The sequence below is a fragment of the Sphingomonas asaccharolytica NBRC 15499 genome, from assembly GCF_001598355.1.
GTDB classification, from domain to species: Bacteria; Pseudomonadota; Alphaproteobacteria; order Sphingomonadales; family Sphingomonadaceae; genus Sphingomonas; species Sphingomonas asaccharolytica.
Window position 1 is genome coordinate 46229 of sequence record NZ_BCYU01000009.1, and the last position, 23092, is coordinate 69320.

The following is a 23092-nucleotide window of genomic DNA, read 5'->3' on the forward strand; positions in this document are numbered from 1 at the left end:
CGTTACGTCTTTACCCGTTACGTCTTTACACTGGCGAAACGACGTTTAGTCTCCCTTCCATCGGGCCGTTCCGGCACTCGTTCCGTAAGGCGGCACGACCAAGGAGAGGGGCGTATGACGAACATCCAACGCGGACTCGCCGAGCTTATCGGCACGTTCTGGCTCGTTTTCGGCGGCTGTGGTGCCGCGGTCCTGGCCTGTAATTTTCCCGGCGCCGGCATCGGCTTTGCCGGGGTTTCCCTGGCTTTCGGCCTCACTGTCCTGACGATGGCCTATACGATCGGACATATCTCCGGCTGCCACCTCAATCCGGCGGTCACGCTCGGCTTGTGGGCGGGCGGGCGTTTTTCAGGCAAGGACATTCCGCTCTACGTCGTCGCCCAGGTGCTCGGCGCGGTGATCGCCGCCTATCTGCTCTATTTCATCGCCTCGGGACAGCCCGGCTGGGAGATGGGCGGGTTCGCCACCAATGGGTTCGGCGAGCATTCGCCCGGCAAATATTCGCTGGTCGCCGCCGTGACGATCGAAATCGTCATGACCTTCATGTTCCTGGTCGTGATCATGGGCGCGACCGATACGCGTGCGCCGGCCGGCTTCGCGCCGATCGCGATCGGGCTCGCGCTGACGCTGATCCATCTCGTCTCGATCCCGGTGACCAATACCTCGGTCAATCCGGCGCGCTCGACCGGCCAGGCGCTGGTCGTCGGCGGCTGGGCGATCGAGCAGCTCTGGGTATTCTGGGTCGCGCCGCTGATCGGCGGGATTCTGGGTGGTGTCGTCTACAAGGCGCTCGGTGCCGACGCGACGGTCAGGCCGCCGGTCGAGGGTGAGGCGCTGTAACCAATTGCCCTAACCAATCACCGTCACCCCGGCGAAAGCCGGGGTCTCCGGCAGTATTTCCCCGCCTGAGATCCCAACTTGCGCTGGGATGACGGTTGATCGTCAGGCCGCCGCCGTCTCGGCCTTGGACCGCGCGGCGAAGCTCTTGCGGAGTTTCTTGAGCTTGGGCGGGATCACCGCGAGGCAGTACGGATTCCGCTGGCCTTCGCCGTCCCAATATTCCTGGTGGTAATCCTCCGCCGGATACCACTCACCGAGCGGCTCGATCGTCGTCACGATCGGATTGGGCCACTCGCTGGCATTGCGCACGATCGCCGCCTTGGCCTCTGCCTGCTGCGCCGCATCGTGCGGGAAGATCGCCGAGCGATATTGCGTGCCGACGTCATTGCCTTGGCGGTTGAGCGTGGTCGGGTCGTGCGTCGCGAAGAAGATGTCGAGCAGGTCGGCATAGGAGATCCGCTCGGGATCGAACCCGACCCGGATTGCCTCGGCATGGCCGGTGTCGCCGCCGCACACCTGTTTGTAGGTCGGGTTGGCGACATGGCCGCCAATATAGCCGCTTTCGACGCTCTCGACGCCGATCACGTCATTATACACCGCCTCGGTGCACCAGAAGCAGCCGCCGGCAAGCGTCGCAAATTCGAGGGACATTCGTCTCACTCCCTTTTCAAGTTGACCTAAAGATAGGTACGGCGCGCGCAGCGGCAAAGAGGCAGGCGAAAAGGATGCGCGAATGAGCAAGGGCAAGGTGCTGGTCACGGGCGGCGCGGGCTATATCGGCAGCCATGCGGTGCTGGCCCTGCTCGACGCGGGCTGGGATGTGGTGGTGGTCGACAATCTCGTCACCGGGTTCGACTGGGCTGTCGATCCGCGCGCCACTTTGGTCGTCGCCAATATCGAGGATGACGACAAGGTGCGCGCCGCGATGCGCGAGCACGACGTCCTGGCGGTGATGCATTTTGCCGGATCGGTGGTGGTGCCCGAATCGGTCGAGAACCCGCTCAAATATTATCGCAACAACACCGTCGCCAGCCGCGCCTTGATCGAGAGCGCGGTCGTCTCGGGAGTCAAGCATTTCATCTTCAGCTCGACCGCGGCGACCTATGGCACCCCCGATCGCGTCCCGGTGGCGGAGGACGATCCCAAGCTGCCGATCAATCCTTATGGGATGTCCAAGCTGATGACCGAGGCGATGCTGAAGGACGTCGCCGCCGCGCATCCGATCAATTATTGCGCGCTGCGTTATTTCAACGTCGCCGGCGCCGATCCCCAGGGCCGGTCGGGCCAGTCGACCGCCGGCGCCACGCATCTGATCAAGGTCGCGGTCGAGGCGGCGACCGGCAAGCGCGACCATGTCGGCGTGTTCGGCACCGATTTCGCCACCCCCGACGGCACCGGCGTGCGCGACTATATCCATGTCAGCGACCTCGCCGCCGCACACGTCCAGGCGCTCGACCGCCTGATCACCGAGCCCGACGAGAATCTGACGATGAACGCCGGCTATGGCCATGGCTATTCGGTGCTGCAGGTGCTCGACGCCGTCGATCGCGTCACCAATCACGAGGTCAAGCGCGTGTTCCAAGGCCGCCGCGCCGGCGACCCGGCGGGGTTGGTGTCGGATAACCGCCGCATCCTCGCGACCTTGCCGTGGCGCCCGCAATATGACGATCTCGACCGCATCGTCCGCGACGCCCTGGCCTGGGAGCGGGTATTGGCCGAGCGGCAAGGGTAAGACGGCGCGGAGAAGGAAGTGGTGGGCTCGCCGGGATTCGAACCCGGGACCTACAGATTAAAAGTCCGTTGCTCTACCGACTGAGCTACGAGCCCCAAGGTGGCGGCGCTTAGGGGGCGAGGCACGCCGGGTCAACCATTGCGCCGCTTGGCATCCGGCGCGGTCGCCGCTAGCCATGCCGAATTGGAGCGATAAGGGGCATCATGGCCTGCGATCCCGATCCGATGCGCCCGTCAGTGCGTCCGGTTCCTTATTATCCCGACCCTGTGCCCTCGGAAGGGTCGGGCGCGGCGACCGCGTCGCTGGTCCTCGGCATCCTGGGGCTGATCTGTTCGATCATTCCGATCATCGGGCTGATCTCGTGGCTGCACGCCCCCGCCGCGCTCATCACCGGCGGGATCGGACTAAGAAGCCCGACCAGCAAGGGACTGGCGATCGGCGGGCTGGTGACCGGCGGGCTCGCTTTGGTCGTTTGCCTGTTGTGGCTGGTGTTGTTCGGCGCAGCGATCGCGTCGGTGGGAAGCGCGCGCAGCTTCTAGCGGAGACGTGCCCCCAATTGGCGCATCGTCAGCCCGGTCATCGGGTCGCGCCAATCGGGCACGATCGCCGCGACCGGCCCGAGCACGAAGTCGCGCCGGCGGAAGTCGGGATGCGGCACGGTCAGCCCGTCGCTCGCCCAGGCGCCTCCCGACCACAGGATGATGTCGAGGTCGATCACGCGGTCGGTCCAGCGCTGGCCGCGCCGGCGCCCGAACGCACTCTCGATCGCCTTCAGCCGCGCAAGCAGTTCGGGCGGGCTGTCGTCGCTCTCGATCAGCGCCGCCGCATTGACGAAGCGACGCCGCGCCGGGCCGAGCGGGGCGGTGGAGACCAGGGGTGACGTCATGACGACACCGCCAATCGCCGCCAGCGCCGCGCGCACCTCATCGGCGGGCCTACCGTGGCGGCCGCGGCGGTTGGAGCCCAAGGCGATCACATAGCTGGACGTCATGACGCCAGCGGGCCTACCGCAAGCGCATGGACTTTGCACCCGGCCCGATCCCCGACACCGAACCGCCGCACGATTGCCCGCGCTGCCCGCGCCTGGTCGCGTTTCGCGAGCACTTGCGGGTCGAGCATCCCGATTGGTGGAACGCCCCCGTTCCCGCATTCGGCGATCCGCACGCGTGGCTGTGCATCGTCGGGCTCGCGCCGGGCAAGAACGGCGCCAACCGTACCGGTCGCCCCTTCACCGGCGATTATGCCGGCGACCTGTTGTTCGCGACGCTCGCCAAGTTCGGCTTCACTCGCGGCACCTATCAATCGCGCCCCGATGACGGGCTGGCGCTCGACGGCGTGATCATCTGCAATTCGGTCAAATGCCTGCCGCCCGAGAACAAGCCGACGCCTGAGGAAATCCATAGCTGCCGCCCGTTCCTGGCCGGCCAGGTCGATGTCCTGCCTAACGCGCGCGTGTTCGTCGCGCTTGGCCAGATCGCCCACCAGTCGGCGGTCAAGGTGCTGGGCGGCAAGCTCCCCAAATGCCGCTTCGCGCATCTCGCCGAACATCGCGTGCCCGACGGGCGGATGCTGATCGATAGCTATCATTGCTCGCGCTACAACCAGAATACCGGCCGTCTGACCGCGGAAATGTTCGAAGCGGTGTTCGCGCGCGCGATCGCATTGCGCGGCGTCTGATTTCCGCGATCAGGGTTTGTTGGGCAGCACCACCGTCCCGGTTTCGAGCAGCGACTTGAGGTTGGAGAGGATCTTCGGCCAGCCGCCGGACACCGCGGCAATGAACGGCGAGTCGGCACGCTCGATGCTGTGGGTGACGCTGAGCTTCACGCCTTCTCCTGCAGGCTCCAGCTCCATCATGCAGATCGAATAGCCCTCGGCGTTGAACTCGGGTTTCCACTCGTTACGCCAGCGGATGCCGAGGCGCTTCGGCGGTTCGAACGCGACAATCTCGCCCTGATCGGCAACACGGCCATCCGGAAAAAGCAATTTCCAGCTGCCGCCCAACCGCCATTCCGCCTCGGGCCGGTTTCCGAGCCAATATTGGGCGACGAAGTCGGGGTCGATCAGCGCCTCCCACAGCCGGTCCGGAGTCGTCTTGACGTAGGTCACGTAGACGAAGCTGCTCTGCGCATGGTCAGTCATTGTCTTCTCCTTCGAGATGTTGCTTGAGCGCCGACAGCGCGCTCAGCCGCGGCTGGTCGAACTTGCCGATCCAGCGTTCGGCGATTTCGTTGATCGGCACGCGGTTGATGAAGTGCCGCTTTTCCCGGCCCTGCCGCACCGCAACGACGAGATTGGCCGCCTCCAGCATGGCGAGATGCTTCGCGACCGCTTGCCGCGTCATGGCGAGGCCTTCGCACAGGTCGCCCAGCGACTGGCCATCGGTTACGTGCAGGCGATCGAGCAGGCGCCGCCTGCTGGGGTCGGCCAAGGCCCGGAAGATGTCGTCGTCGGTCGGCATGACAGGCAACCCATTAGTTGCCTTTAAGATAATATGCAACCCAATGGTTGCCTTTCGGCGGGGCGCGGTTGAACTTCACTCGCCGTCGTCGGTTGTTCCGAGCATGACCCACGAACCGCCCGTTCCGCCCGACAACCAGTCGCCTTATCCGATCGCCGAGCCGCCGCATGTGCATCACGCGCCGCCGCCGGCTCCCCAACCCGAGGAAGAACAATCCGGTCCGCCGCGCATGTTGCTGGTGGGCGGAGCGGTCGCTGCGGGGGTTGCCGCGATCGGCGGCCTGACCGCGTTCCTGCTCCGCCGCGGCAAGTCGCGGCCCAAGGCGGCAGCGAAGGCCAAGCGGAAGCGCTAAGGGCCGCCCGGCCCCGGGCGTACCTTAACCCGGCAGCGAGATTACCGCATCACGCAGCACGTAGCGTGCATGATAGAAGTCGCGCAGCCGGACGATGCGGCCGTCGGCCCAATCGATCACGATCAGCCCGGTCGGCGGTCCTGCCGGATCGGCGGGATCATGGACGATCGCCGCGGCGCGGCCTTCGATCATGCCGACCGACAAGCGCCATGACGTCATTTCGGTATAACGCGTGAAATAGGTTTCGAATGCCGCGCGGTCGCGCGTCATTCGCGCCACCAGTTCGAACCGCACATCGTCGGCGAGCATCGCGCGGATGGCGTCGAAATCGCGCGCATTGAAGCGGTCGACATAGGTCTGCAGCCGGATCACGTCGCCGCGATCGGCGGGCGGCGAGGATGACGGCGCGTCGGCGAGAGTACGGAGGCGCGCGCGACCGCGGTGCAACGCAGCCTTGGTCGCCGCCAGCGTCGTGTCGAGAATCCCCGCGGCTTCCTCGTTCGAATAGCCCAGCACGTCCTTGAGGATAACGGTCCCGCGCTGCAGCGGTGGCAGGTGCATGAACACCGCCAGCGCGGCGCCCGCGGCAAAGCGGCGGGCGGCCTCATCACCGTCCGACACCATATCCTCCTCCTGGATCTCCTGCTCACCGCCGCGGCGCACACGCGCACGCAAATGGTCGATCGCGGCATTGTGCACGATGCGGAACGACCAGGCAGCGGCGTCACCTTCGGGCGGCGCGCGGTCGAGCGCCGCCATGGCGCGCGCGATCGCGTCCTGGACCACATCCTCGCCGTCGAGCACCGATCCCACCATCCGCGCGGCATAACGATGCAGCGCCGGCCGCAGTTCGACCAGCAGCGCCTCGATCCGGGTTCGATCTGTCTTGTCCGTCATGTCCATCGCCATCCGCCGTTCTTCTATCGGGATAGACGGTGGCGCCGCGGAAAAAGATTCGGCCGGGCGAATCCTTTTTCGTCGAGCCTCCGTCCTTGGCAACAGCGGGCGGCGCTGGGCTGCCCGGTTCGACGGAGAATGTCATGAAGCTCTATGCCCTGGTTAAATCGCTGAATTCCCGCAAGGTGTTGGCGCTGATCCACCATCTCGACCTGCCGGTGGAGATCGACGCGATGACCGTCGAACAGGTCCAGTCCGATGCCTATGCCGCGATCAATCCCAATCGCCTGGCGCCGACTTTGGTCGATGGCGAGGTCGTTTTGTGGGAATCGAACGCGATCGGTCTCTATCTCGCCGAGGGTAGCACGATGCTGCCGACCGAACGCCGTCAACGTGCGGACATGGCGCGCTGGCTGTTATGGGAAGGTATCCATTACAACCGCGCCCTGGGCACGATCTTCTTCGAGTCGGTTGTGCGTCCGCAATTGGGCTGGGGTGCGACCAACCAGCCGCTGGTCGACGACGCACTGGTGCAGGCGGCGCGCTTGCTGCCAGTGCTCGACGCCCATCTCGCGACACGCGAGTTCATGCTTGGCGACCGGCTGAGCTTCGTCGACTTCGCGATCGCCTCAGCCGAGCCGTATCGCGACGCGATGCCGATCGACTTCGACGCCTATCCCAACCTCCAGCGCTTCTACGACACGATCGCGCTGTTGCCGGCGTGGCAAAAGGCATTGGGCCAGCCGCGGATGGCCGTCGCGGCGTGACGTCAGCCGGGCGTCGCCATCGAGCGGCGCCCGGTTTCGCGATCAGATATCCTGGACTAACCGGCCGTAGAGCTCCGGCCGGCGGTCGCGGAAGAAGCCGAACGCGGCACGATGGCGCTTGACCTGATCGAGGTCGAGCGTCGCGGTGATCACGCCTTCCTCCTCCCGCCCGAGTTCGGCGAGGATGTCGCCACGCTCGTCGGTGATGAAGCTGGTGCCGTAGAAGGTCTGACCGTGCTCGGTGCCGATGCGGTTGGCGGCGACCACAGGCACGACGTTCGACACCGCATGTCCGACCATCGCGCGGCGCCACAACCTTGCGGTGTCGAGGCCCTCATCATGCGGTTCGCTGCCGATCGCGGTCGGGTAGAACAGGATCTCCGCGCCCATCAGCATCATCGCGCGCGCGGTTTCGGGATACCATTGGTCCCAGCACACCCCGACGCCGAGCTTGGCCGAGGGGCCGTCCCATACCTTGAAGCCGGTATTGCCCGGACGGAAATAGAATTTCTCTTCGTATCCCGGGCCATCGGGAATGTGGCTCTTGCGATAGACGCCGGCGACCTTGCCGTCGGGATTGACCATCGCCAGGCTGTTATAATGATGCGGGCCGTCGGCTTCGAAGAAGCTGGTCGGGATCCACACCTTGAGATCGGCGGCGAGCGCCTGCATCGCCTGGACTGCGCGATGCTCGGCGGTCGGCCTGGCGCTGGCGAACAGCCCTTCGTCCTCGACGCGGCAGAAATATTCGCCCTCGAACAATTCGGGCGGCAGGATGACTTGCGCACCCCTGGCGGCCGCCTCGCGAACCATGCGCGAGACGTTGGCGATATTCGCCTCGATATCATCGGAAAAGGCGAGCTGGAGCGCGGCTACGCTGATCTGGGTCATGACCTCTGCCATAGCGGGGAAGGCGTGAAAGTGGCAGTCCCTGCCTCAGGTTCAAGAGGAGCGGGGGATGGAACGTATTTTCGAGACGGTTGCAGCCAAGGTCGCCAGCTGGACCGGGCGCCCGCCCGCCTTCATGCTGGCGCTATCAGTGATCATCGTCTGGGGCGTGACCGGACCGATCTTCCACTATTCGGACACGTGGCAGCTGATCATCAACACAGGCACCACGATCGTCACCTTCCTGATGGTGTTCCTGATCCAGAATGCGCAGAATCGCGACGGATCGGCGATCCAGGCCAAGCTCGACGAATTGATCCGCGCGATCGAAGGGCCGCGCGACGAGTTCGTCGGGATCGAGCACCTGACCCAGGACGAACTCGAGCAGATCAAGGCGAAGCTGGAAAAGGAATGCAGCGAGGTCGGCGTCGGCACCGACCATGCTTCGGTCCAGCGGCTGATCGATCGGTTATGAGTACGGACGTCCCCTCACGCGAAGGCACAAGAGGGCGCAGAGGTCGCGGCGATTTAAGGAGCCTCGCTGTGCGAGGCTCTTCGGTCAATCATCGCATTGTATCGCGCCATAGCCCAGGCGAATGCACCCTGCGCCCCGGTGCCTCTGCGCGAAGGCAGTCAAACCTTCTTCGTTGCGTATTCGTCTTTGTGCGATCTGGATTAACTACCGCATCCGCGCCGCAGCGCGGGTCGTTTCGGTGATCGCGACGTCGGACAGCAACTCTCCTGCCCCGCCCGGCGCCATCAGCTGGCGTTCGGCACGCCTTAGCCGATCGATCGCGGCGGCGATGTCGGATGACTTCCATTTCTGAACCTGGCGGATCATCCCCGGCTCCTCGCGGAAATGGACCCGGCGCGCCTTGACCACTGCCGACGCCTGCTTGCCGGCCTCGACCTCGGCGCGCATCGCCGCCAGTGTCATCAGCTTGCGGACGATCTGCCGCAGCAATGGGATCGCAGCACCACCCGAATCGGCGAATCGGGCAAGTTCGCGCGCGATATCGTGCACGCGTCCCTCCAGCGCGGCATCGACCACATCGGACATTTGCGACTCGCCGAGATCGGCGCCCAGCGCGTCGAGCGCCTCGTCGTCGAGCTCGCGCGGCCGGTCGCCCGCTGCGTCGAGATAGAGGGCAAGCTTTTCCACCTCGCGTGCGATCACGCTGCGGTCGCCGCCCGATGCCGCCATCAACCGCCGGATCGCGGTCGGCGTCGGGCGCAGGCCGTATTCGCGCGCGATCCCGACCACCATGCGGTCGGCATTGGCGCCATCGGGAATGTAGCAGGCGAAGCTCATTGCCGCCGGCTGCGCGATCGCGAACTGGACCAGCTTCGAGGTGGTGCGCAGCCCCGGTCCGATCATCACCACCGGATGCTCGACCTGCGGCTCGGCGATCAGCATTTGCGCCGCCTCGAGCGATTCGTCGCCGGCGCTGGCGACCAGAATCCACCGCCGGCCGCCGAACAAGGCGAGTGAGCGGGCCTCGTCGACCAGCTTTCCGGGATCGCCGCGCAGCGCGGGCCCTTCCATCGCGACCTTTTCGGCATCGGCCCCGAGCGCGCGTCCGAGCCGCGCGGCATAGTCCATCGCACCCGCTTCGTCGGGGCCGTGGAGGAGATAGAGCCGGACCGCGGGAGCCGCCGAATCCAGCGAGTTAACTAGCTGATTTTCTGAAGCTTTCACTTCGCCGAGGCGGCGGCGCGGCGCTGATAGACGGCAATCCGCGTGACGATCTGATCGGCGACGATCTGCGACAGGTTTTCGAGCGCGGTGTTCTCGGCGGCGATCGTGGCATATTCCGAATTGACCACGTCGATGCCGGCATCCGACCCCGCGGTCGCATCGACCAGCACTTCCCCGCTCGACGCATTGACCAATTGGTACCGTGCACGCAGCGATCGGCGCTCGCGGGTGATAGTATCGTCGCGCTTCACGCCCAGCCCGGTGATCGAATCATTGAGCCTGACCTCGAGCCGGTACAGCGCGGGCTCGCCTCTGCGCGACGGCAAGCGATCGCGCAGCGCATTCGACAGCAGATAACCGTTCTTGCCGTCGATCGGCGCGACCTCGATTCGCGACAGGCCGGTCGCGACCGGGCCCGAAGCGCCGCCTTCATAGAGCGGGTGGAGGCCACAGCCGGCGGTCGCCAGCGCGAGGAGGAGCGCGAGTCGCTTCATGCGACCAGATTGACCAGACGATCGGGCACGACAATCACCTTCTTCGGTTCGGCGCCGTCCAGGATGCGGAGCACGTTGGGATTGGCGCGCGCCGCGGCTTCGACCACCGCTCTGTCGCTGCCCTTGGGCATGACGAGCGTATCGCGTAGCTTGCCGTTGACCTGCACCGCGATCGTCACCTCGTCCTCGACCAGCAATGCTGGATTATAGGTCGGCCAATCGGCGTTGGCGACCAAGCCTGATCCTCCCATCGCAGCCCAGGCTTCCTCGGCGAGATGCGGGGTCATCGGCGAGACCAGGCGGACCAGCGTAGGAATCGCATTGCTGCGCGAGGCGGAAGGTTTGGCCTTCTCGATCGCGTTGACCAGTTCGTAGAGCTTGGCGACCGCCTTGTTGAACTGCAGCGCCTCGATGTCGACGGCGACACCGGCGATCGTCTGCGCCAGCTTGCGGTCGAGCGCGGTATCATTGCCCTCGCCCTCTTCGATGCCGTCGACCAGGCGCCACAACCGCTGGACGAAGCGCCACGCGCCCTCGATCCCAGCCTCTGACCAGGCGAGGTCGCGTTCGGGTGGCGAATCGGACAGCATGAACCAGCGCGTCGCGTCGGCACCATATTGGTCGACGATCGGCTCGGGATCGATCGTGTTCTTCTTCGACTTGGACATCTTCTCGGTGCGGCCGACCGTGATCGGCTGTCCGGTGGCGATCTCCTTGCCGTCGCGCACGTCGTCGGGCGACAGCCATTTGCCCTCGATCGACTTGTAGGTCTCGTGCGTCACCATCCCCTGGGTGAACAACCCGGCAAACGGCTCGGCGATATCAAGCATGCCGATATGCTTGAGCGCGCGCGTCCAGAAGCGGGCATAGAGCAAGTGCAGGATCGCGTGCTCGACGCCGCCGATATATTGCCCCACCGGCAGCCATTGCTCGGCCATGGCGCGGTCGAACGGTCTGTCCTTGGGCTGGCTGGCGAAGCGGATGAAATACCAGGACGAATCGGCGAACGTGTCGAGCGTGTCGGTCTCGCGCATGGCCTTGCCACCGCAGGACGGGCAATCGACGTGCTTCCAGGTCGGATGGCGGTCGAGCGGGTTGCCGGGGATGTCGAAGGCGACGTCCTCGGGCAGCACCACCGGCAATTGATCGCGCGGCACCGGCACCGCACCGCACCGGTCGCAATGGATGATCGGGATCGGCGTGCCCCAGTAACGCTGGCGGCTGACGCCCCAGTCGCGCAGGCGATAGACCGTAGTGCCCTTGCCCCAGCCGCCCGCTTCGGCGCGGATGATCACCTCGCGTTTGGCGTCCTCGACATCCATGCCGTCGAGGAAGTGCGAATTCACGATAGTGCCCGGGCCCGAATAGGCTTCGGCGTCGTCGAATTTGACGTCGGTCTTGTCGCCGTCTGATACGACGCGGCGGATCGGCAAATCGTATTTGGTCGCGAATTCGTAGTCGCGCTGGTCGTGCGCGGGCACGCCGAACACCGCGCCGGTGCCATAGTCCATCAGCACGAAATTGGCGATATAGACTGGAATTTGCCACGCCGGATCAAACGGATGCGTCGCGGTGATGCCGGTGTCGTAGCCCAGCTTCTCTTGCGTCTCGAGCTCGGCGGCGGTGGTCCCGCCCTGCTTGCACAAATCGATGAACGCCGCTGCCTTCGGATCGCTCGCGGCCACGCCTTGCGCGATCGGATGGTCGGCGGCGACCGCGATGAAGCTGGCGCCGAAGATCGTGTCGGGACGCGTCGAGAATACCTCGACCGAACCGCCATCGGACAGCGACCAGGCGAATTGCAGCCCCTGGCTCTTGCCGATCCAATTCTCCTGCATCACCCGGACCTTGTCGGGCCAGTGATCGAGCGATTTCAGTCCCTCGAGCAACTCGTCGGCGAACTGGGTGATCTTGAGGAACCACTGGTTGAGCTTGCGCTTCTCGACCAGCGCACCCGACCGCCAGCCGCGGCCGTCGATCACTTGCTCATTGGCCAGTACGGTCATGTCGACCGGGTCCCAATTGACCGCGGATTCGCGGCGATAGACCAGGCCGGCGGCGAGCATGTCGAGGAACAGCGCCTGTTCCTGGCCGTAATAATCGGGCTCGCAGGTCGCGATCTCGCGCGACCAGTCGAGCGCGAAGCCCAGCCGCTTCAATTGCGCCTTCATCGTCGCGATATTCTGGCGGGTCCAGCCACCGGGATGGACATGCTTTTCCATCGCGGCATTTTCGGCCGGCATGCCGAACGCGTCCCATCCCATCGGATGGAGCACTTCCATTCCCTTCATCCGCCGATAGCGCGCGAGCACGTCGCCCATCGTATAGTTGCGGACATGGCCCATATGGATCCGCCCCGAAGGATACGGAAACATCTCAAGCACATAGCTCTTGGGCTTGGGCGAATCGTCTCGCGCGGCAAAGGTCTGGGACTCATCCCAAACCTTCTGCCAATGGGCATCCGCTTTCAGCGGGTTGAAGCGCGACATTTGGGTCTATCCTGCTGGGCGGGCATTACCCGCCCGCCGGGTTCTTTGCTTATTTGCCGGGTGCGATCGCCTGGCGGCGAAGGTCGCGGGCACGGGTAAGGATCACGTCCTCGAGCTTCTGCACGGTTGCCGCCTGGACGGGGGCCGCGACCCACTGGCCATTGGTGCTGACTTCGCGCAGCGCCGCGACGCGGATTGCATCGGCGCGCAGATCCTGGTCGAGGATCGACACCGTGACCTTCATCCGCTCGCCGGGCGAGCGCGGATTGACGTACCAGTCGGTGACGATGACGCCGCCGTTGGAATCGGTCTGCAGCAGCGGCATGAAGCTCAGCGTATCGAGGGTCGCGCGCCACAGATAGGCGTTGACGCCGATCGTCGTCACCTTCGACGCGGCGATGTCGGCCTTGGCGGGCCCTCCCCGGTGGTGCGCGCACGCCATCAGTGAGAGCGGAAGGGCCAGATACGCGGCACGGCGCAGAAGGGTCATCGGTCGTTCCCTGATACGAAAGGGGGAGATTATCGCGCATCTATAGACACAGGACCGCCCGCCGCAAGCGCCGACAGACCAGAACGAGTCTGTGGACGCGATGCAACACTCGGCGGAAAAACGCGATCACCTGTGGCGAGTCGGGATCGAACCGTGTTAGGGCTCGTATGACTATTGGAGTCGCAGGGAACCAAATCGTGGTTGGGAAGCGGGCAATTTTCGGAACGGTCGTGGGGGCACTGGCTGTCACCGCCGCGTTTGCCGTGCCCGCGATCGGCGCTCCCGATGCCGCCAAACGCCTGATTTCGCGCCCTGTCGCGTCTTTCTTCACCCCGGCGTCGGCCGACCCCAAGCTTGCTGCGCTGATCGCGCGCAATGGGCTCGACACGACTCCGTTCCGCTTTACGCCGGCAGAATCGCGCGGCACGCAACGCCGCGTGACGCCGCCGCCGGCGGTCAAGACCGGTGTCGTGACGCTGCGCGGCGCGCCGTCGGTCGATACCGATTCGGTCGGCCTGGCGCCGATCGCTTATGATCTCGGCCGCAACGCGCCGGTCAAGCACGTCGTGACGCCGAGCGATCTCAAGATCGATCTGGCCGCGAGCCCGGTCGGCCGCAAGCCGATCGATATCGGCACCAGCTTCTCGGTCCGCCGCAGCACCAAGTTGAAGGCGACCAGCGAACGCACCACGGTCGGCGATGCCCGCCTGGCGGGATATCTGCCCAAGGATTCGATCGATGTCGGCGGCTCCTATTCGCTCAGCCGCAATCTCGATGTGACCGCGGGCGTCCGCTACAAGTCGCAAGATCGCGATCGCCTCGCCCCGCTGCCGGATGCGCAGCGCGACAGCCAGGCGGTGTACGTCGGAACCGCGTTCAGGTTCTGAGTTCTTGCCGCGATTTAGCGGCAGCTAAATAGCGAAAAAGCAAGAACTCCGCCCGGCCTCGCGTCAGCGAGGACCGACGAGTTGCAGGTCGGCCATGCCCCCGGCATGGCCTAAACGATGCGGGGCATCGTTTACCTGCAACTGAATTCACTTCGCGCCGCTACCCCGCGAGCCCCAAGCGTCGATCGCCGCCCAGCCGTCAAACCCGGTCATTCCCCGGAACCGCCGCGCATCCATGCCGCCCAGGGCAATCGCGACAACAGGCAGCCCCTGCGCGATTCGCCGCGCCTTCCGCTCGCCCAGCGCCTTGGCCCCAGGATGGGACCGAGTCGCGAACACGGGCGACACGAACAGCACATCCGCCCCCCGCCGCACCGCCGCTACCGCTTCCCGTCGATCATGCGCCGCAGCCGTCTGCAGCCCGCTCCCGCGCGCCCCGCCATGCACCCCATTCTCGCCGAACCCATCCCGCTCGCCAGCCTGGACCACGACCAGCCCGCGCGCCCGTGCGATCCGCACCACGCGTCGAAACAATGCCCGCCGCTCCCGCGCCGCCGTCGCATAATGCCGGAACACAACGCCGCTGCCGCGCGGCAAACGCCGCAGCGCCGCCCATAGCCCATCGCCGATCCGCTCGTCGGTCATCAGCCACAAAATGGGGATCAGGGACTGGCGATGCGGCACGACCCTGCCTATAGCGCGCGGCATGACGACCGACGACCCCGCCGCGCGGCTCGCCGGCGTCCGCGATGCGATTGCCCGGGCGGCGAAGCTCGCCGGGCGCAGCGACGCGATCGAACTGATCGCCATTTCCAAGACGCATCCCGCCGAGGCGGTCGAACCGTTGATCGCGGCGGGACAGCGCGTGTTCGGAGAGAATCGCGTGCAGGAAGCGCAAGGCAAATGGCCGGCGCTGCGGGAGCGCCACCCGGATATTCGCCTCGCCTTGGTCGGCCAGTTGCAATCGAACAAGGCGGCCGACGCGGTCGCCTTGTTCGATCAGATCCATTCAGTCGATCGCGCGTCGCTGATCGCCGCTCTGGCCAAAGCAATGGAAAGCGGGCGGCGCCCCGATTGCTTCGTCCAGGTCAATATTGGCGACGAGCCGCAAAAAGGCGGCTGCGCGATCGCCGATTTGCCGGGTTTGCTCGCCGAAGCGCGTGCTGCTGAGCTGCCGATCGTCGGGTTGATGGCGGTGCCGCCGCTCGAGGTCGAACCGGCACCCTATTTCGCGCTGCTCGCCAAGCTGGCGCGCGACAACAATGTGGCGGGGCTAAGCATGGGGATGTCGAGCGATTATCCGACCGCGGTGGCGCTGGGCGCCACCCACGTCCGCGTCGGATCGGCGCTGTTCGGGGTGCGCGCTTGAGCGGCGGCGGCGTCATCACGGTCAGGTTCGCGGCGTTGCTGTTCGATTTCGACGGCGTGCTGATCGAGAGCGAATATATCGGCAACAAGCATATCGCCGATTTTCTGACCTCGATTGGGCATCCGACCACGCCCGAACAATCGATGGCCAATTTCATGGGCTATGCGGGGAAGGACTTTCTCGACCGCGTCGAAGCGTGGATCGGCCGCGCGCTGCCGGAGGACTTCTTCGCCGCGCGCGAGGCCGAGGATGCGCGGGTGATGGCGGAAGGGATCGGCGAGGTCGCCGGTGCCGTCGCCTTCGTCCGCTCGCTGCCGCGCGATCTACCCAAGGCGGTGGTATCGTCGAGCTCGACGCGCTGGATCCGCCGTCATCTCGAGCATATCGGCCTGTCGGACGTGTTCGGCGACCATCTCTATTCGGGCCGCGAGCATGTCGAGCGCGGTAAGCCGGCGCCCGATCTCTACCTCTACGGCGCCGAGAAGCTCGGCGTGGCGATCGGCGATTGCGCGATCATCGAGGATTCGCAAGTCGGCGCGACCGGCGCGGTCGCCTCGGGCGGGTACGTCATCGGCCTGTGCGCCGGCAACCATTGCGCGCCCGACCATGCCCAGCGGCTGCGGGCGATAGGGGTAGCGGCGGTGGCGTCGAGCTTTGACGAGGTCGTCGCGTTGCTCGGCTGACCTCAGGCGGGAACGTAGAATCCCCAGACGCCGCCCGACAGTTAGCCTGCGGCGAAGCGGAGTCGGCCGGCGGGACCGTCGGCCTCGTAGATATCGAAATAGTCGAGCTGATCGGGATAGGTCGGGTGGGGCAGCTGCAGCACTGGTTCGTGTGTCCGGTGCCATGTCAGCGCCCATATGTCCGCGCCGTCGATCGTCAGGCCGTCCTTCGTCATCCCGACATGTATCGCCCGCCAGCCGCCTCCCGCCATTTTAGAGCTGATGCCCTGTCCGGTCGCGCTTGGTAGCCAGGTACTTCGCATTGAACGGATTGGCCGGCAGCGCGATCGGCACGCGTTCGGCGACCGTGATTCCCGCCGCCTCCAGCACGCGGACCTTTTCGGGATTATTGGTCAGCAGCCGGATCTTGGTCTGGCCGAGCAGATCGAGCATCCGCGCCGCGACGCGGAAATCGCGGGCGTCGACCGCGAACCCCAGCCGCGTATTGGCGTCGACCGTGTCGAACCCCTGATCCTGCAGCGCATAAGCGCGCAATTTGTTGACCAGCCCGATCCCGCGCCCTTCCTGGCGGAGATAGAGCAGGATGCCCCAGCCGGTATCCTCCATCGCGTGAATCGCGGCGTGGAGTTGCGGCCCGCAATCGCATTTGAGGCTACCGAGCACGTCCCCGGTCAGGCATTCGCTGTGCAGCCGCACCAACGGCGGGCGGCCGTCGGGCTGGCCAATGATCAGCGCGACATGCTCGCCGGGCGAATCGGGCGATCGGAACGCGACGATCTCCGAATTCTCCGAGCCGGCGACCGGCAATTTGGCGCGTGCCGCGATCGCCAGGCTGATCGGATCCTCGAACGCCTCGATATCGGCGATGGTAATGACCTCGTCCGGCGCCTGGCCGACAAAGAAGGCGGGAAGGGCCCCCGCGGTGCGTGCCAGGGCCAACGCTGCCGCCATGACGTCACGATCGTCGACATGGATCGCGCGGAACGGGCCCTTCATCGGGGTCGCCATGTCGAGTTGGGGATCGGCGAGCGCGACCGCGCAGTCGAAATCGATCCAGAACGTGCGCTCGACCAGCACTGGCGAATCGGGAATCGCCGCCTCGAGTTGATTGGCGAGCTTGAGCGTCGCGGCGCGCCCGGCCGACAGCAGGATCGGCGACTCGCCCTCGGGGTCGAACGCCTTCATCCGCCCGGCATCGGCGGTTTCGATCGCCAACAGCCCGACCGGCGCGCCGGCGCCTTGGATCGCGATCGGCCAGCCACGGCGCAGCGCGTCGATCGCGCGGGCGACGTCGCGCGCGCTCATCGCGGCGCCTTCACAGGTCGAACTCGGTCATGATCGGGACATGGTCCGATGGCTTGAGCCAGTTGCGGCAGTCCTCGAACACCTGATGCGACCGCGCCGTGGCGGCGACATCGGCGGTCGCCCACATATGGTCGAGCCGGCGGCCGCGATCGTTGACCGTCCAATCGGGCGAGCGATAGCTCCACCAGGTGTGCAGGCGCGCCGGCGCGGGATAGAAATGGCGCCCGAGATCGACCCAGGAATTCGAATCCTTGAGCCGGTTGAGCGCGTCGACTTCGATCGGCGTGTGGCTGACGACCTTGATCAGCTGCTTGTGGCTCCACACGTCCGATTCGAGCGGCGCGATGTTGAAGTCGCCGGTCAGGATGGTCGGGCAATCGAGCGTCGCCGACCAGGCGGTCATGCGTTCGACGAAATCGAGCTTCTGGCCGAACTTGGCATTGATCTCGCGGTCGGGGATGTCGCCGCCCGCGGGCACATAGACATTCTCCAACCGCACGCCGTTCGGCAACCGCACGCCGACATGCCGCGCCTCGCGATTGGCCTGCCAGTCGAATCGATCGTCCTCGACCAGCGGAATCCGGCTGATGATCGCGACGCCGTGATGCATGCGCTGGCCGTGAAGGAAGATCGTGTCATAGCCGAGCGCGCGGAACGCGCCTTCGGGGAAGTCGGCGTCGATCACCTTGGTTTCCTGCAGGCACAAGATGTCGGGCGCCACTTCGCGCAGGAATTTCTCGACGATTTCGATGCGGAACCGCACCGAGTTGATGTTCCAGGAGACGATCTTGAGGGAGGTCATGCGCTCGCGATGTAGCTATCGATCCGTCGCGGTGCCAGCCTGCTCCGCCACCCGACCTCCCAACGTCAGTATTCTATGGGAGGTCGGGTGGGGGAGCGGGCTGGCACCGCCCATCGGCGAGAGCCGATCAAAAAGAGAAAGGCCCCTGTTCCGGGGGCATGGAACAGGGGCCGACCTAGCGTTCGTCACGCAGGCGGGAAGTGGTCCGTTTCAGGCAACAGGGGGAAAATCCTGAACCGCCCCACATCCGCGAGAACTGTATTAAGCGGGCAAAGCTGTCGCCCAGATGAACGGTGCGTTATTTTCTTGGGCCGCCGCGCACTGGATCGTTGAAGCGGAACGTTCCGTCGGAAATCGGCACGTTGAACTTGGGATCCGACAGTCGAATCGTCGTGCGATTGTTCTGTGCGTCGAGCGCCACCCAGCCGCGCAGGATCAGCCCGGCCGGCCCCGCCGCGTTACGTTCGAACACCAACGTGATGCGGCCATATTCGGGATGTTTGGGATCGCTGGCGTCGACCGAAATGACGGAAGGATCGGCCGTCGGCATCACCTTGGCGAAGCGGCCGATATCCTTGCTGGGGTCGAGCAATACGCCGAGCGGCGATCCGCCGATCGGCCACCGCTGTTTCTGCCCGACCTGATAGTCGAGGAACCATAACGACTTGCCGTCCGCGACAATCAGCATCGGCACGCTCTTCTGATATTGGAAGCGGAGTTTGCCCGGTTGTTTCAGCGACAGGACGCCGGTCAGTGTCTTGCCGTTGCGATCATATTGGCTGAACGCCGCGGTCATCGACTGGACGGCGCGCAAATGCTCCTGGACCTTGGCAAGGTCGGGCGACGTCGCGGCCGGCGCGGCAACGGCGGCGGTGGCGACGAAAGCGGGCACGAACAACAGCGCTAGGGCGCGAGACGTCACGAATATTCTCCTGAAAAGCGCGCGAGATATGGCGCAGCGGGCTTGAACGCGTTGTGAACGCTCCAAGCTGGGCTACGGTTCAGCAAGTCGAGCCGGTTGGGATCATTGTAGCAAAGAAATTCGATTGTCGCGTGTTCCTGCGAAAGCAGGAACCCAGGGTAATTCAGTTCGGTGCTACCCTGGGCTCCTGCTTCCGCAGGAGCACGATGTACAGAGTCGATTTCCTTGCGCGGAAATATCTCGACCATCGACAGGCGCTACAACGGATTCCCCTCGCGATCGCGCAGCACTTCGCGGCGGCCAACATGGTCGGGGCGGCCGACGATGCCGTCCTTTTCCATCCGCTCGATCAACCGCGCCGCCGAATTGTAGCCGATCCGCATCTGGCGCTGCAGCCACGAGGTCGACGCCTTCTGGCTTTCGACCACCAGCTGGATCGCGCCGCGATATTGCTGGTCCTCGGCCGAATCCTCACCCAACGGCGCGCCGTCGAGCGCGAAGCCGTCCTCATTCTCCTCGGTGACCGACTGGATGTAGTCGGGCTGGCCTTGCGCGCGCCAGTGATCGGCGACCGCGCGGACCTCGTCGTCGCTGACGAACGGGCCGTGGACGCGGCTGATCTGCTTGCCATACGCCATGTAGAGCATGTCGCCCTTGCCGAGCAGCTGTTCGGCGCCTTGTTCGCCCAGGATGGTGCGCGAATCGATCTTGCTGGTGACGTTGAACGAGATGCGCGTCGGCAGGTTCGCCTTGATCACGCCGGTGATGACGTCGACCGACGGCCGCTGTGTCGCCATGATCAGGTGGATGCCGGCAGCACGCGCCTTCTGCGCCAGTCGCTGGATCAGGAATTCGACTTCCTTGCCCGCGGTCATCATCAAATCGGCGAGCTCGTCGACGATGACGACGATCTGCGGCAGCGGCTCGAACTCGAGCTGCTCTTCCTCATAGACCGGCTTGCCGTCCTCGTATCCGATCTGCACCTTGCGCCCGAGCGGCTGGCCCTTGACCTTGGCGGCGCGCACCTTGTCGTTGAAGCTGGCCAGCCCGCGCACGTTGACCGAGGCCATCATGCGATAGCGGTCCTCCATCTGCTCGACCGCCCATTTGAGCGCGCGGACCGCCTTGGACGGATCGGTGACCACCGGCGACAGCAGATGCGGGATGTCGTCATACATGCTCAGTTCGAGCATCTTCGGATCGATCATGATCATCCGGCACTGTTTGGGGTCGAGCTTGTAGAGCAAAGACAGGATCATGCAGTTGAGCCCGACCGACTTGCCCGACCCGGTCGTGCCGGCAACGAGCAGATGCGGCATCGGCGCCAGGTCGACGATCACCGGGTCGCCCGCGGTGTTCTTGCCCAGCACGATCGGCAGCGAGGCCGACTGATCCTCGAACGCGTCCGACGCCATCAGCTCGTGGAGATTGACCGTCTCGCGCCGGGCATTGGGCAATTCGATGCCGATCACGGTGCGCCCGGGGATCGGCGCGATGCGCGCGGACACCGCCGACATGTTGCGCGCGATATCGTCGGCGAGCTGCACGACTCGGCTCGCCTTGGTCCCGGCAGCGGGCTCGAGCTCGTAGATCGTCACCACCGGACCGGGATGGACCGCGGTGATCTGACCCTTGACGTGGAAATCGTCGAGCACGGTTTCGAGCAGGCGTGCGTTGCGCTCGAGCGCGGCCTTGTCGATCGGCCCGCCGGTCGAGGGCGGTGCCGCCTTGAGCAGATCGAGTGGTGGCAACGGATAATTGTCGCGCAGATCGAAACTGCCCTGTTTGGGCTTGGCCGGTTTGGCCGGCGCAGGCGCGGCATTGCGCTCGGCGATCACCGGCGCCGGACGGTTGTCGGGCAATGCGACCGCGCGCGGCTGGCGAATCGACTGCTCCGATTCCATGTCGATCACGCGATCGCCCGGCCGCTGGTCGGTCAGGCGCTGCACCTCGGCCGATCGGCCGATTCGCGGCATCGTCGGCACGCGCGGGATTCCGACTTCCAGGCTCATGAACCAGATCACCGCACCCGACAGCCCGGCGAGCGTCGCGACCACGCGGTCGGTCCACAACACTGCGACAGGGTTGCCGATCAACGCGATCAGCCATTTGAGGCCGTCGGCGATCAGCATCCCGACCAGCCCGCTCTTGCCGGCCGGCCAGTCGAGGCTGGCGCCGCCAGACAGGAATCCCTGCGCGGTCGCGACCAGCGCGAGGCCGAATGCTGCGCCAAGCGCCATCCGCCGCCAGCTGCCGACATCCTCGTCGCGCCACAGCCGCCAGGCGATCACCGGACCGATCGCCAGCATGCCCCAGGCCGGCCAGCCCAAGACCGTGTAAGCGAGGTCGGCGAACACCGCGCCCGGATAGCCGATCAGATTCTGCGCCGGGCCGCCGGCCGCGGTGCTGAGCGACGGGTCGCCCGAATGATAGCTGGCGAGCGAAAGGACGAACAGCAACGACACCGCGGCGACCGCCACCGCGACGATCATCGCGCCCGATCGGGCAGCGCCCGCCTTCACCGTTTCCCGCCAGAGCGGCGTCTGCGCGCGGCTGGCCATGGTCGAATCCCCCGAAATGTACGCTGTGCGTTCACGATCGATTCTCGCTCTACCGGAGTCCGACGTCAAGGCGGTGTGGATGGGAGGGGGCGAGAGCAGGCTGGTTGAGCAAAATCCTCCCCGTGCCGGGGAGGATTAACGTTCGTCGCGCCACCCATTGCCGCCCTAGACCTCAAGTCGTAGGGCATCCCGCATGTCTCAGGCTGATCTCCTCATCCTCGGCGGCGGGCTGGTCGGCAGCGCGCTTGCGGTTGCAGCCGACGCGCATGGCATCACCAGCATCGTCGTCGATCCGGCCGATCCGGCGGTGGTCACCGCGGCGGGATTCGACGGGCGCGCCTCGGCGATCGCCAGTGCGCCGATGAACATGCTGCGCGCGATCGGGGTGGCCGATCGGTTGGCCGGCAAGGGCTGTCCGATCGAAGGCATCCGGGTGTCGGACGGGCTCGAACCCGGGGCGCTCGATTTCGTGCCGCAGGACGGCGAATCAGCGCTCGGCACGATGTTCGAGAATCGCGATCTGCGCACCGCCTTGCTCGATGCCGCCGGCGCCGCGCCGGGCGTCGACCTTCGAATGCAGACGCGCGCCGTCGCGATCGAGCGCGACGCGGCCGGCGTTCGCGCCACGTTGAGCGACGGGAGCCAGGTGTGCGCGTCGCTGCTGATCGGCGCTGAAGGCCGCAATTCGCCGACTCGCGAGGCGGCGGGGCTCAATGTCGCGCGCTGGACCTACGACCATGTCGCCTTGGTGACCTCGATCGGGCACGAGCATAGCCACGAGAATGTCGCCTACGAGATCTTCTATCCCGAGGGACCCTTCGCGATCCTGCCGCTTAACGACGACGATCGCGGGCATCGTTCGGCGATCGTCTGGTCGGTGCGCGGGAACCAGGGGCCGGGCATGCAGAAGCTCGGCGACCGCGGCTATCTGGCCGAGCTCGAACGCAAGATGGGCGGATTCCTCGGCAAGCTGACCTGGCTTGGACCACGCTTCGCACATCCCCTCGGCTTTCACCACGCCGCGACGATCACCGCCGAGCGGCTGGCACTGGTCGGCGACGCCGCACACGGCATCCATCCGATCGCCGGACAAGGCGTCAATGTCGGCTTCCGTGACGTCGCCGCCCTGGTCGAGGTGCTGGTCGACGGCAAGCGGATCGGGCTCGACGTCGGCGATCGCGCGCTGCTGACCCGCTACGAGCGCTGGCGCAGCCTCGACACCTTCATGGTCGCGGCGGCGACCGACGGGTTGACCCGATTGTTCGGAATTCCCGGCAAGACCGCCAGCGCGGTGCGGCGATTCGGGCTGACGGCGGTGCAACATGCGCCGATGCTGAAGGACCGCTTCATCGCCGAAGCGCGGGGCGAATCGGGGGCGTTGCCGAAATTGCTGGCGGGGTTGGTGGTTTAGACTCTTTCTTCTCTCTTTTGAGGGAGAGGATACCGAAGCTTAG

General features: G+C 65.5%; 28 protein-coding genes and 1 tRNA gene. 11 read left to right on the forward strand and 18 right to left on the reverse strand.

The genetic code is table 11. The annotated features are described in order from the left end of the window. The first annotated feature begins 114 nt into the window (after positions 1-114). On the forward strand, positions 115-840 hold the full coding sequence (aqpZ, locus tag SAS01S_RS03835; RefSeq protein ID WP_066805079.1) for an aquaporin Z: 726 nt from the start codon (positions 115-117) through the stop codon (positions 838-840). A 102-nt stretch (positions 841-942) separates the two neighbouring features. Here the strand turns inward: aqpZ and msrA are convergent, their stop codons facing one another. Next, positions 943-1491, reverse strand: coding sequence for a peptide-methionine (S)-S-oxide reductase MsrA (gene msrA / locus SAS01S_RS03840; protein ID WP_066805082.1), 549 nt, complete (start codon positions 1489-1491; stop codon positions 943-945). An 82-nt stretch (positions 1492-1573) separates the two neighbouring features. Between msrA and galE the strand changes: the two genes are divergently transcribed. After that, positions 1574-2572, forward strand: coding sequence for a UDP-glucose 4-epimerase GalE (galE, locus tag SAS01S_RS03845; RefSeq protein WP_066805085.1), 999 nt, complete (start codon positions 1574-1576; stop codon positions 2570-2572). Between the two features lie 19 nt (positions 2573-2591). Here the strand turns inward: galE and SAS01S_RS03850 are convergent. Continuing rightward, positions 2592-2667: transfer RNA gene (locus SAS01S_RS03850), tRNA-Lys, on the reverse strand. A 108-nt stretch (positions 2668-2775) separates the two neighbouring features. Here SAS01S_RS03850 and SAS01S_RS03855 point away from each other — a divergent pair. Next, complete coding sequence (locus SAS01S_RS03855; protein ID WP_066805092.1) at positions 2776-3111, forward strand: hypothetical protein; 336 nt, start codon at positions 2776-2778, stop codon at positions 3109-3111. Here SAS01S_RS03855 and folK read toward each other — a convergent pair. Then, a complete protein-coding gene (gene folK, locus SAS01S_RS03860; RefSeq protein ID WP_066805095.1) occupies positions 3108-3563 on the reverse strand; it encodes a 2-amino-4-hydroxy-6-hydroxymethyldihydropteridine diphosphokinase in 456 nt (151 codons plus the stop codon). The two genes, SAS01S_RS03855 and folK, sit on opposite strands and share 4 nt — an antisense overlap. Positions 3564-3589: 26 nt before the next feature. Here folK and SAS01S_RS03865 point away from each other — a divergent pair, with 26 nt between their 5' ends. Next, a complete protein-coding gene (locus SAS01S_RS03865; RefSeq protein WP_066805098.1) occupies positions 3590-4249 on the forward strand; it encodes a uracil-DNA glycosylase in 660 nt (219 codons plus the stop codon). 9 nt (positions 4250-4258) lie between these two features. On the opposite strand, the gene SAS01S_RS03870 is transcribed toward SAS01S_RS03865, so the two are convergent. Beyond that, positions 4259-4714 (reverse strand): SRPBCC family protein, encoded by a 456-nt coding sequence (locus SAS01S_RS03870; protein ID WP_066805102.1) that lies wholly within the window; start codon positions 4712-4714, stop codon positions 4259-4261. Next, complete coding sequence (locus tag SAS01S_RS03875) at positions 4707-5033, reverse strand: ArsR/SmtB family transcription factor (RefSeq protein WP_066805106.1); 327 nt, start codon at positions 5031-5033, stop codon at positions 4707-4709. Before SAS01S_RS03875 ends, SAS01S_RS03870 begins: the two co-directional genes overlap by 8 nt. A 103-nt stretch (positions 5034-5136) precedes the next feature. On the opposite strand from SAS01S_RS03875, the gene SAS01S_RS03880 reads away from it, so the two are divergent. Continuing rightward, positions 5137-5385, forward strand: a complete 249-nt coding sequence (locus SAS01S_RS03880; protein WP_066805108.1) for a hypothetical protein — start codon at positions 5137-5139, stop codon at positions 5383-5385. A gap of 24 nt (positions 5386-5409) precedes the next feature. Here SAS01S_RS03880 and SAS01S_RS03885 read toward each other — a convergent pair whose 3' ends face one another. After that, positions 5410-6282: a sigma-70 family RNA polymerase sigma factor gene (locus SAS01S_RS03885; RefSeq protein WP_066805212.1), complete on the reverse strand. Its 873-nt coding sequence runs from the start codon at positions 6280-6282 to the stop codon at positions 5410-5412. Between the two features lie 143 nt (positions 6283-6425). On the opposite strand from SAS01S_RS03885, the gene SAS01S_RS03890 reads away from it, so the two are divergent. Continuing rightward, the gene (locus SAS01S_RS03890) at positions 6426-7049 is read left to right on the forward strand and encodes a glutathione S-transferase family protein (protein ID WP_157082651.1); all 624 of its coding nucleotides are present in this window, start codon (positions 6426-6428) and stop codon (positions 7047-7049) included. A gap of 42 nt (positions 7050-7091) precedes the next feature. Here SAS01S_RS03890 and aguB read toward each other — a convergent pair whose 3' ends face one another. Further along, entirely contained in the window at positions 7092-7940 is an 849-nt protein-coding gene (gene aguB / locus SAS01S_RS03895) for an N-carbamoylputrescine amidase (protein ID WP_066805214.1), read from the reverse strand. Positions 7941-8007: 67 nt separating this feature from the next. Here aguB and SAS01S_RS03900 point away from each other — a divergent pair, with 67 nt between their 5' ends. After that, entirely contained in the window at positions 8008-8412 is a 405-nt protein-coding gene (locus SAS01S_RS03900) for a low affinity iron permease family protein (RefSeq protein ID WP_066805113.1), read from the forward strand. 204 nt (positions 8413-8616) lie between these two features. On the opposite strand, the gene holA is transcribed toward SAS01S_RS03900, so the two are convergent. Genes holA through SAS01S_RS03920 form a run of 4 tightly spaced genes read right to left on the reverse strand, consistent with a single transcriptional unit; the run spans position 8617 to position 13109 of the window. Further along, positions 8617-9636: a DNA polymerase III subunit delta gene (holA, locus tag SAS01S_RS03905; RefSeq protein WP_066805115.1), complete on the reverse strand. Its 1020-nt coding sequence runs from the start codon at positions 9634-9636 to the stop codon at positions 8617-8619. Then, positions 9633-10130, reverse strand: coding sequence for an LPS assembly lipoprotein LptE (lptE, locus tag SAS01S_RS03910; protein ID WP_066805116.1), 498 nt, complete (start codon positions 10128-10130; stop codon positions 9633-9635). The genes holA and lptE overlap by 4 nt, the downstream gene beginning before the upstream one ends. After that, positions 10127-12619, reverse strand: coding sequence for a leucine--tRNA ligase (gene leuS, locus SAS01S_RS03915; protein ID WP_066805118.1), 2493 nt, complete (start codon positions 12617-12619; stop codon positions 10127-10129). Before leuS ends, lptE begins: the two co-directional genes overlap by 4 nt. A 49-nt stretch (positions 12620-12668) precedes the next feature. Further along, the gene (locus SAS01S_RS03920; protein ID WP_084238468.1) at positions 12669-13109 is read right to left on the reverse strand and encodes a DUF3576 domain-containing protein; all 441 of its coding nucleotides are present in this window, start codon (positions 13107-13109) and stop codon (positions 12669-12671) included. Between the two features lie 230 nt (positions 13110-13339). Between SAS01S_RS03920 and SAS01S_RS03925 the strand changes: the two genes are divergently transcribed. Beyond that, positions 13340-13996, forward strand: coding sequence for a hypothetical protein (locus SAS01S_RS03925; protein WP_066805120.1), 657 nt, complete (start codon positions 13340-13342; stop codon positions 13994-13996). A 147-nt stretch (positions 13997-14143) separates the two neighbouring features. On the opposite strand, the gene SAS01S_RS03930 is transcribed toward SAS01S_RS03925, so the two are convergent. Then, complete coding sequence (locus SAS01S_RS03930; protein ID WP_066805220.1) at positions 14144-14704, reverse strand: thiamine phosphate synthase; 561 nt, start codon at positions 14702-14704, stop codon at positions 14144-14146. Between SAS01S_RS03930 and SAS01S_RS03935 the strand changes: the two genes are divergently transcribed. Next, positions 14703-15365 carry a YggS family pyridoxal phosphate-dependent enzyme gene (locus SAS01S_RS03935; RefSeq protein ID WP_066805139.1) on the forward strand — a complete coding sequence of 221 codons (663 nt, stop codon included), beginning with the start codon at positions 14703-14705 and terminating at the stop codon, positions 15363-15365. The genes SAS01S_RS03930 and SAS01S_RS03935 overlap by 2 nt on opposite strands. Then, entirely contained in the window at positions 15362-16048 is a 687-nt protein-coding gene (locus SAS01S_RS03940; protein WP_245656737.1) for an HAD family hydrolase, read from the forward strand. Before SAS01S_RS03935 ends, SAS01S_RS03940 begins: the two co-directional genes overlap by 4 nt. 41 nt (positions 16049-16089) lie before the next feature. Here the strand turns inward: SAS01S_RS03940 and SAS01S_RS03945 are convergent, their stop codons facing one another. The 6 genes from SAS01S_RS03945 to SAS01S_RS03970 form a co-directional block, all read right to left on the reverse strand. Next, positions 16090-16263: a hypothetical protein gene (locus tag SAS01S_RS03945; RefSeq protein WP_157082652.1), complete on the reverse strand. Its 174-nt coding sequence runs from the start codon at positions 16261-16263 to the stop codon at positions 16090-16092. A 37-nt stretch (positions 16264-16300) separates the two neighbouring features. Continuing rightward, positions 16301-17353 (reverse strand): GTP cyclohydrolase II, encoded by a 1053-nt coding sequence (ribA, locus tag SAS01S_RS03950; RefSeq protein ID WP_066805144.1) that lies wholly within the window; start codon positions 17351-17353, stop codon positions 16301-16303. Positions 17354-17363: 10 nt separating this feature from the next. Further along, the gene (locus tag SAS01S_RS03955) at positions 17364-18155 is read right to left on the reverse strand and encodes an exodeoxyribonuclease III (protein WP_066805147.1); all 792 of its coding nucleotides are present in this window, start codon (positions 18153-18155) and stop codon (positions 17364-17366) included. Positions 18156-18453: 298 nt separating this feature from the next. Then, positions 18454-19077 (reverse strand): LolA family protein, encoded by a 624-nt coding sequence (locus tag SAS01S_RS03960; protein WP_066805149.1) that lies wholly within the window; start codon positions 19075-19077, stop codon positions 18454-18456. Then, complete coding sequence (locus SAS01S_RS23030; protein WP_066805152.1) at positions 19074-19325, reverse strand: hypothetical protein; 252 nt, start codon at positions 19323-19325, stop codon at positions 19074-19076. The genes SAS01S_RS03960 and SAS01S_RS23030 overlap by 4 nt, the downstream gene beginning before the upstream one ends. A gap of 9 nt (positions 19326-19334) precedes the next feature. After that, positions 19335-21638, reverse strand: coding sequence for a DNA translocase FtsK (locus SAS01S_RS03970; RefSeq protein ID WP_066805155.1), 2304 nt, complete (start codon positions 21636-21638; stop codon positions 19335-19337). A 193-nt stretch (positions 21639-21831) separates the two neighbouring features. On the opposite strand from SAS01S_RS03970, the gene SAS01S_RS03975 reads away from it, so the two are divergent. After that, positions 21832-23049, forward strand: a complete 1218-nt coding sequence (locus tag SAS01S_RS03975) for an FAD-dependent monooxygenase (RefSeq protein WP_066805158.1) — start codon at positions 21832-21834, stop codon at positions 23047-23049. Positions 23050-23092: the final 43 nt, after the last annotated feature.

Bases quoted from the DNA above. Each gene is read 5' to 3' on its own strand.
- SAS01S_RS03875 (WP_066805106.1), bottom strand. From the start codon at position 5,033: ATGCCGACCGACGACGACATCTTCCGGGCCTTGGCCGACCCCAGCAGG.
- SAS01S_RS03865 (WP_066805098.1), top strand. From the start codon at position 3,590: ATGGACTTTGCACCCGGCCCGATCCCCGACACCGAACCGCCGCACGAT.
- ribA (WP_066805144.1), bottom strand. From the start codon at position 17,353: ATGAGCGCGCGCGACGTCGCCCGCGCGATCGACGCGCTGCGCCGTGGC.
- SAS01S_RS03945 (WP_157082652.1), bottom strand. From the start codon at position 16,263: ATGACGAAGGACGGCCTGACGATCGACGGCGCGGACATATGGGCGCTG.
- SAS01S_RS03920 (WP_084238468.1), bottom strand. From the start codon at position 13,109: ATGACCCTTCTGCGCCGTGCCGCGTATCTGGCCCTTCCGCTCTCACTG.
- SAS01S_RS03880 (WP_066805108.1), top strand. From the start codon at position 5,137: ATGACCCACGAACCGCCCGTTCCGCCCGACAACCAGTCGCCTTATCCG.
- leuS (WP_066805118.1), bottom strand. From the start codon at position 12,619: ATGTCGCGCTTCAACCCGCTGAAAGCGGATGCCCATTGGCAGAAGGTT.
- folK (WP_066805095.1), bottom strand. From the start codon at position 3,563: ATGACGTCCAGCTATGTGATCGCCTTGGGCTCCAACCGCCGCGGCCGC.
- msrA (WP_066805082.1), bottom strand. From the start codon at position 1,491: ATGTCCCTCGAATTTGCGACGCTTGCCGGCGGCTGCTTCTGGTGCACC.
- lptE (WP_066805116.1), bottom strand. From the start codon at position 10,130: ATGAAGCGACTCGCGCTCCTCCTCGCGCTGGCGACCGCCGGCTGTGGC.
- SAS01S_RS03900 (WP_066805113.1), top strand. From the start codon at position 8,008: ATGGAACGTATTTTCGAGACGGTTGCAGCCAAGGTCGCCAGCTGGACC.
- SAS01S_RS03970 (WP_066805155.1), bottom strand. From the start codon at position 21,638: ATGGCCAGCCGCGCGCAGACGCCGCTCTGGCGGGAAACGGTGAAGGCG.
- SAS01S_RS03870 (WP_066805102.1), bottom strand. From the start codon at position 4,714: ATGACTGACCATGCGCAGAGCAGCTTCGTCTACGTGACCTACGTCAAG.
- SAS01S_RS23030 (WP_066805152.1), bottom strand. From the start codon at position 19,325: ATGGTCGAGATATTTCCGCGCAAGGAAATCGACTCTGTACATCGTGCT.
- SAS01S_RS03935 (WP_066805139.1), top strand. From the start codon at position 14,703: ATGACGACCGACGACCCCGCCGCGCGGCTCGCCGGCGTCCGCGATGCG.
- aqpZ (WP_066805079.1), top strand. From the start codon at position 115: ATGACGAACATCCAACGCGGACTCGCCGAGCTTATCGGCACGTTCTGG.
- SAS01S_RS03930 (WP_066805220.1), bottom strand. From the start codon at position 14,704: ATGCCGCGCGCTATAGGCAGGGTCGTGCCGCATCGCCAGTCCCTGATC.
- aguB (WP_066805214.1), bottom strand. From the start codon at position 7,940: ATGACCCAGATCAGCGTAGCCGCGCTCCAGCTCGCCTTTTCCGATGAT.
- SAS01S_RS03890 (WP_157082651.1), top strand. From the start codon at position 6,426: ATGAAGCTCTATGCCCTGGTTAAATCGCTGAATTCCCGCAAGGTGTTG.
- SAS01S_RS03975 (WP_066805158.1), top strand. From the start codon at position 21,832: ATGTCTCAGGCTGATCTCCTCATCCTCGGCGGCGGGCTGGTCGGCAGC.
- SAS01S_RS03885 (WP_066805212.1), bottom strand. From the start codon at position 6,282: ATGACGGACAAGACAGATCGAACCCGGATCGAGGCGCTGCTGGTCGAA.
- SAS01S_RS03955 (WP_066805147.1), bottom strand. From the start codon at position 18,155: ATGACCTCCCTCAAGATCGTCTCCTGGAACATCAACTCGGTGCGGTTC.
- galE (WP_066805085.1), top strand. From the start codon at position 1,574: ATGAGCAAGGGCAAGGTGCTGGTCACGGGCGGCGCGGGCTATATCGGC.
- SAS01S_RS03855 (WP_066805092.1), top strand. From the start codon at position 2,776: ATGGCCTGCGATCCCGATCCGATGCGCCCGTCAGTGCGTCCGGTTCCT.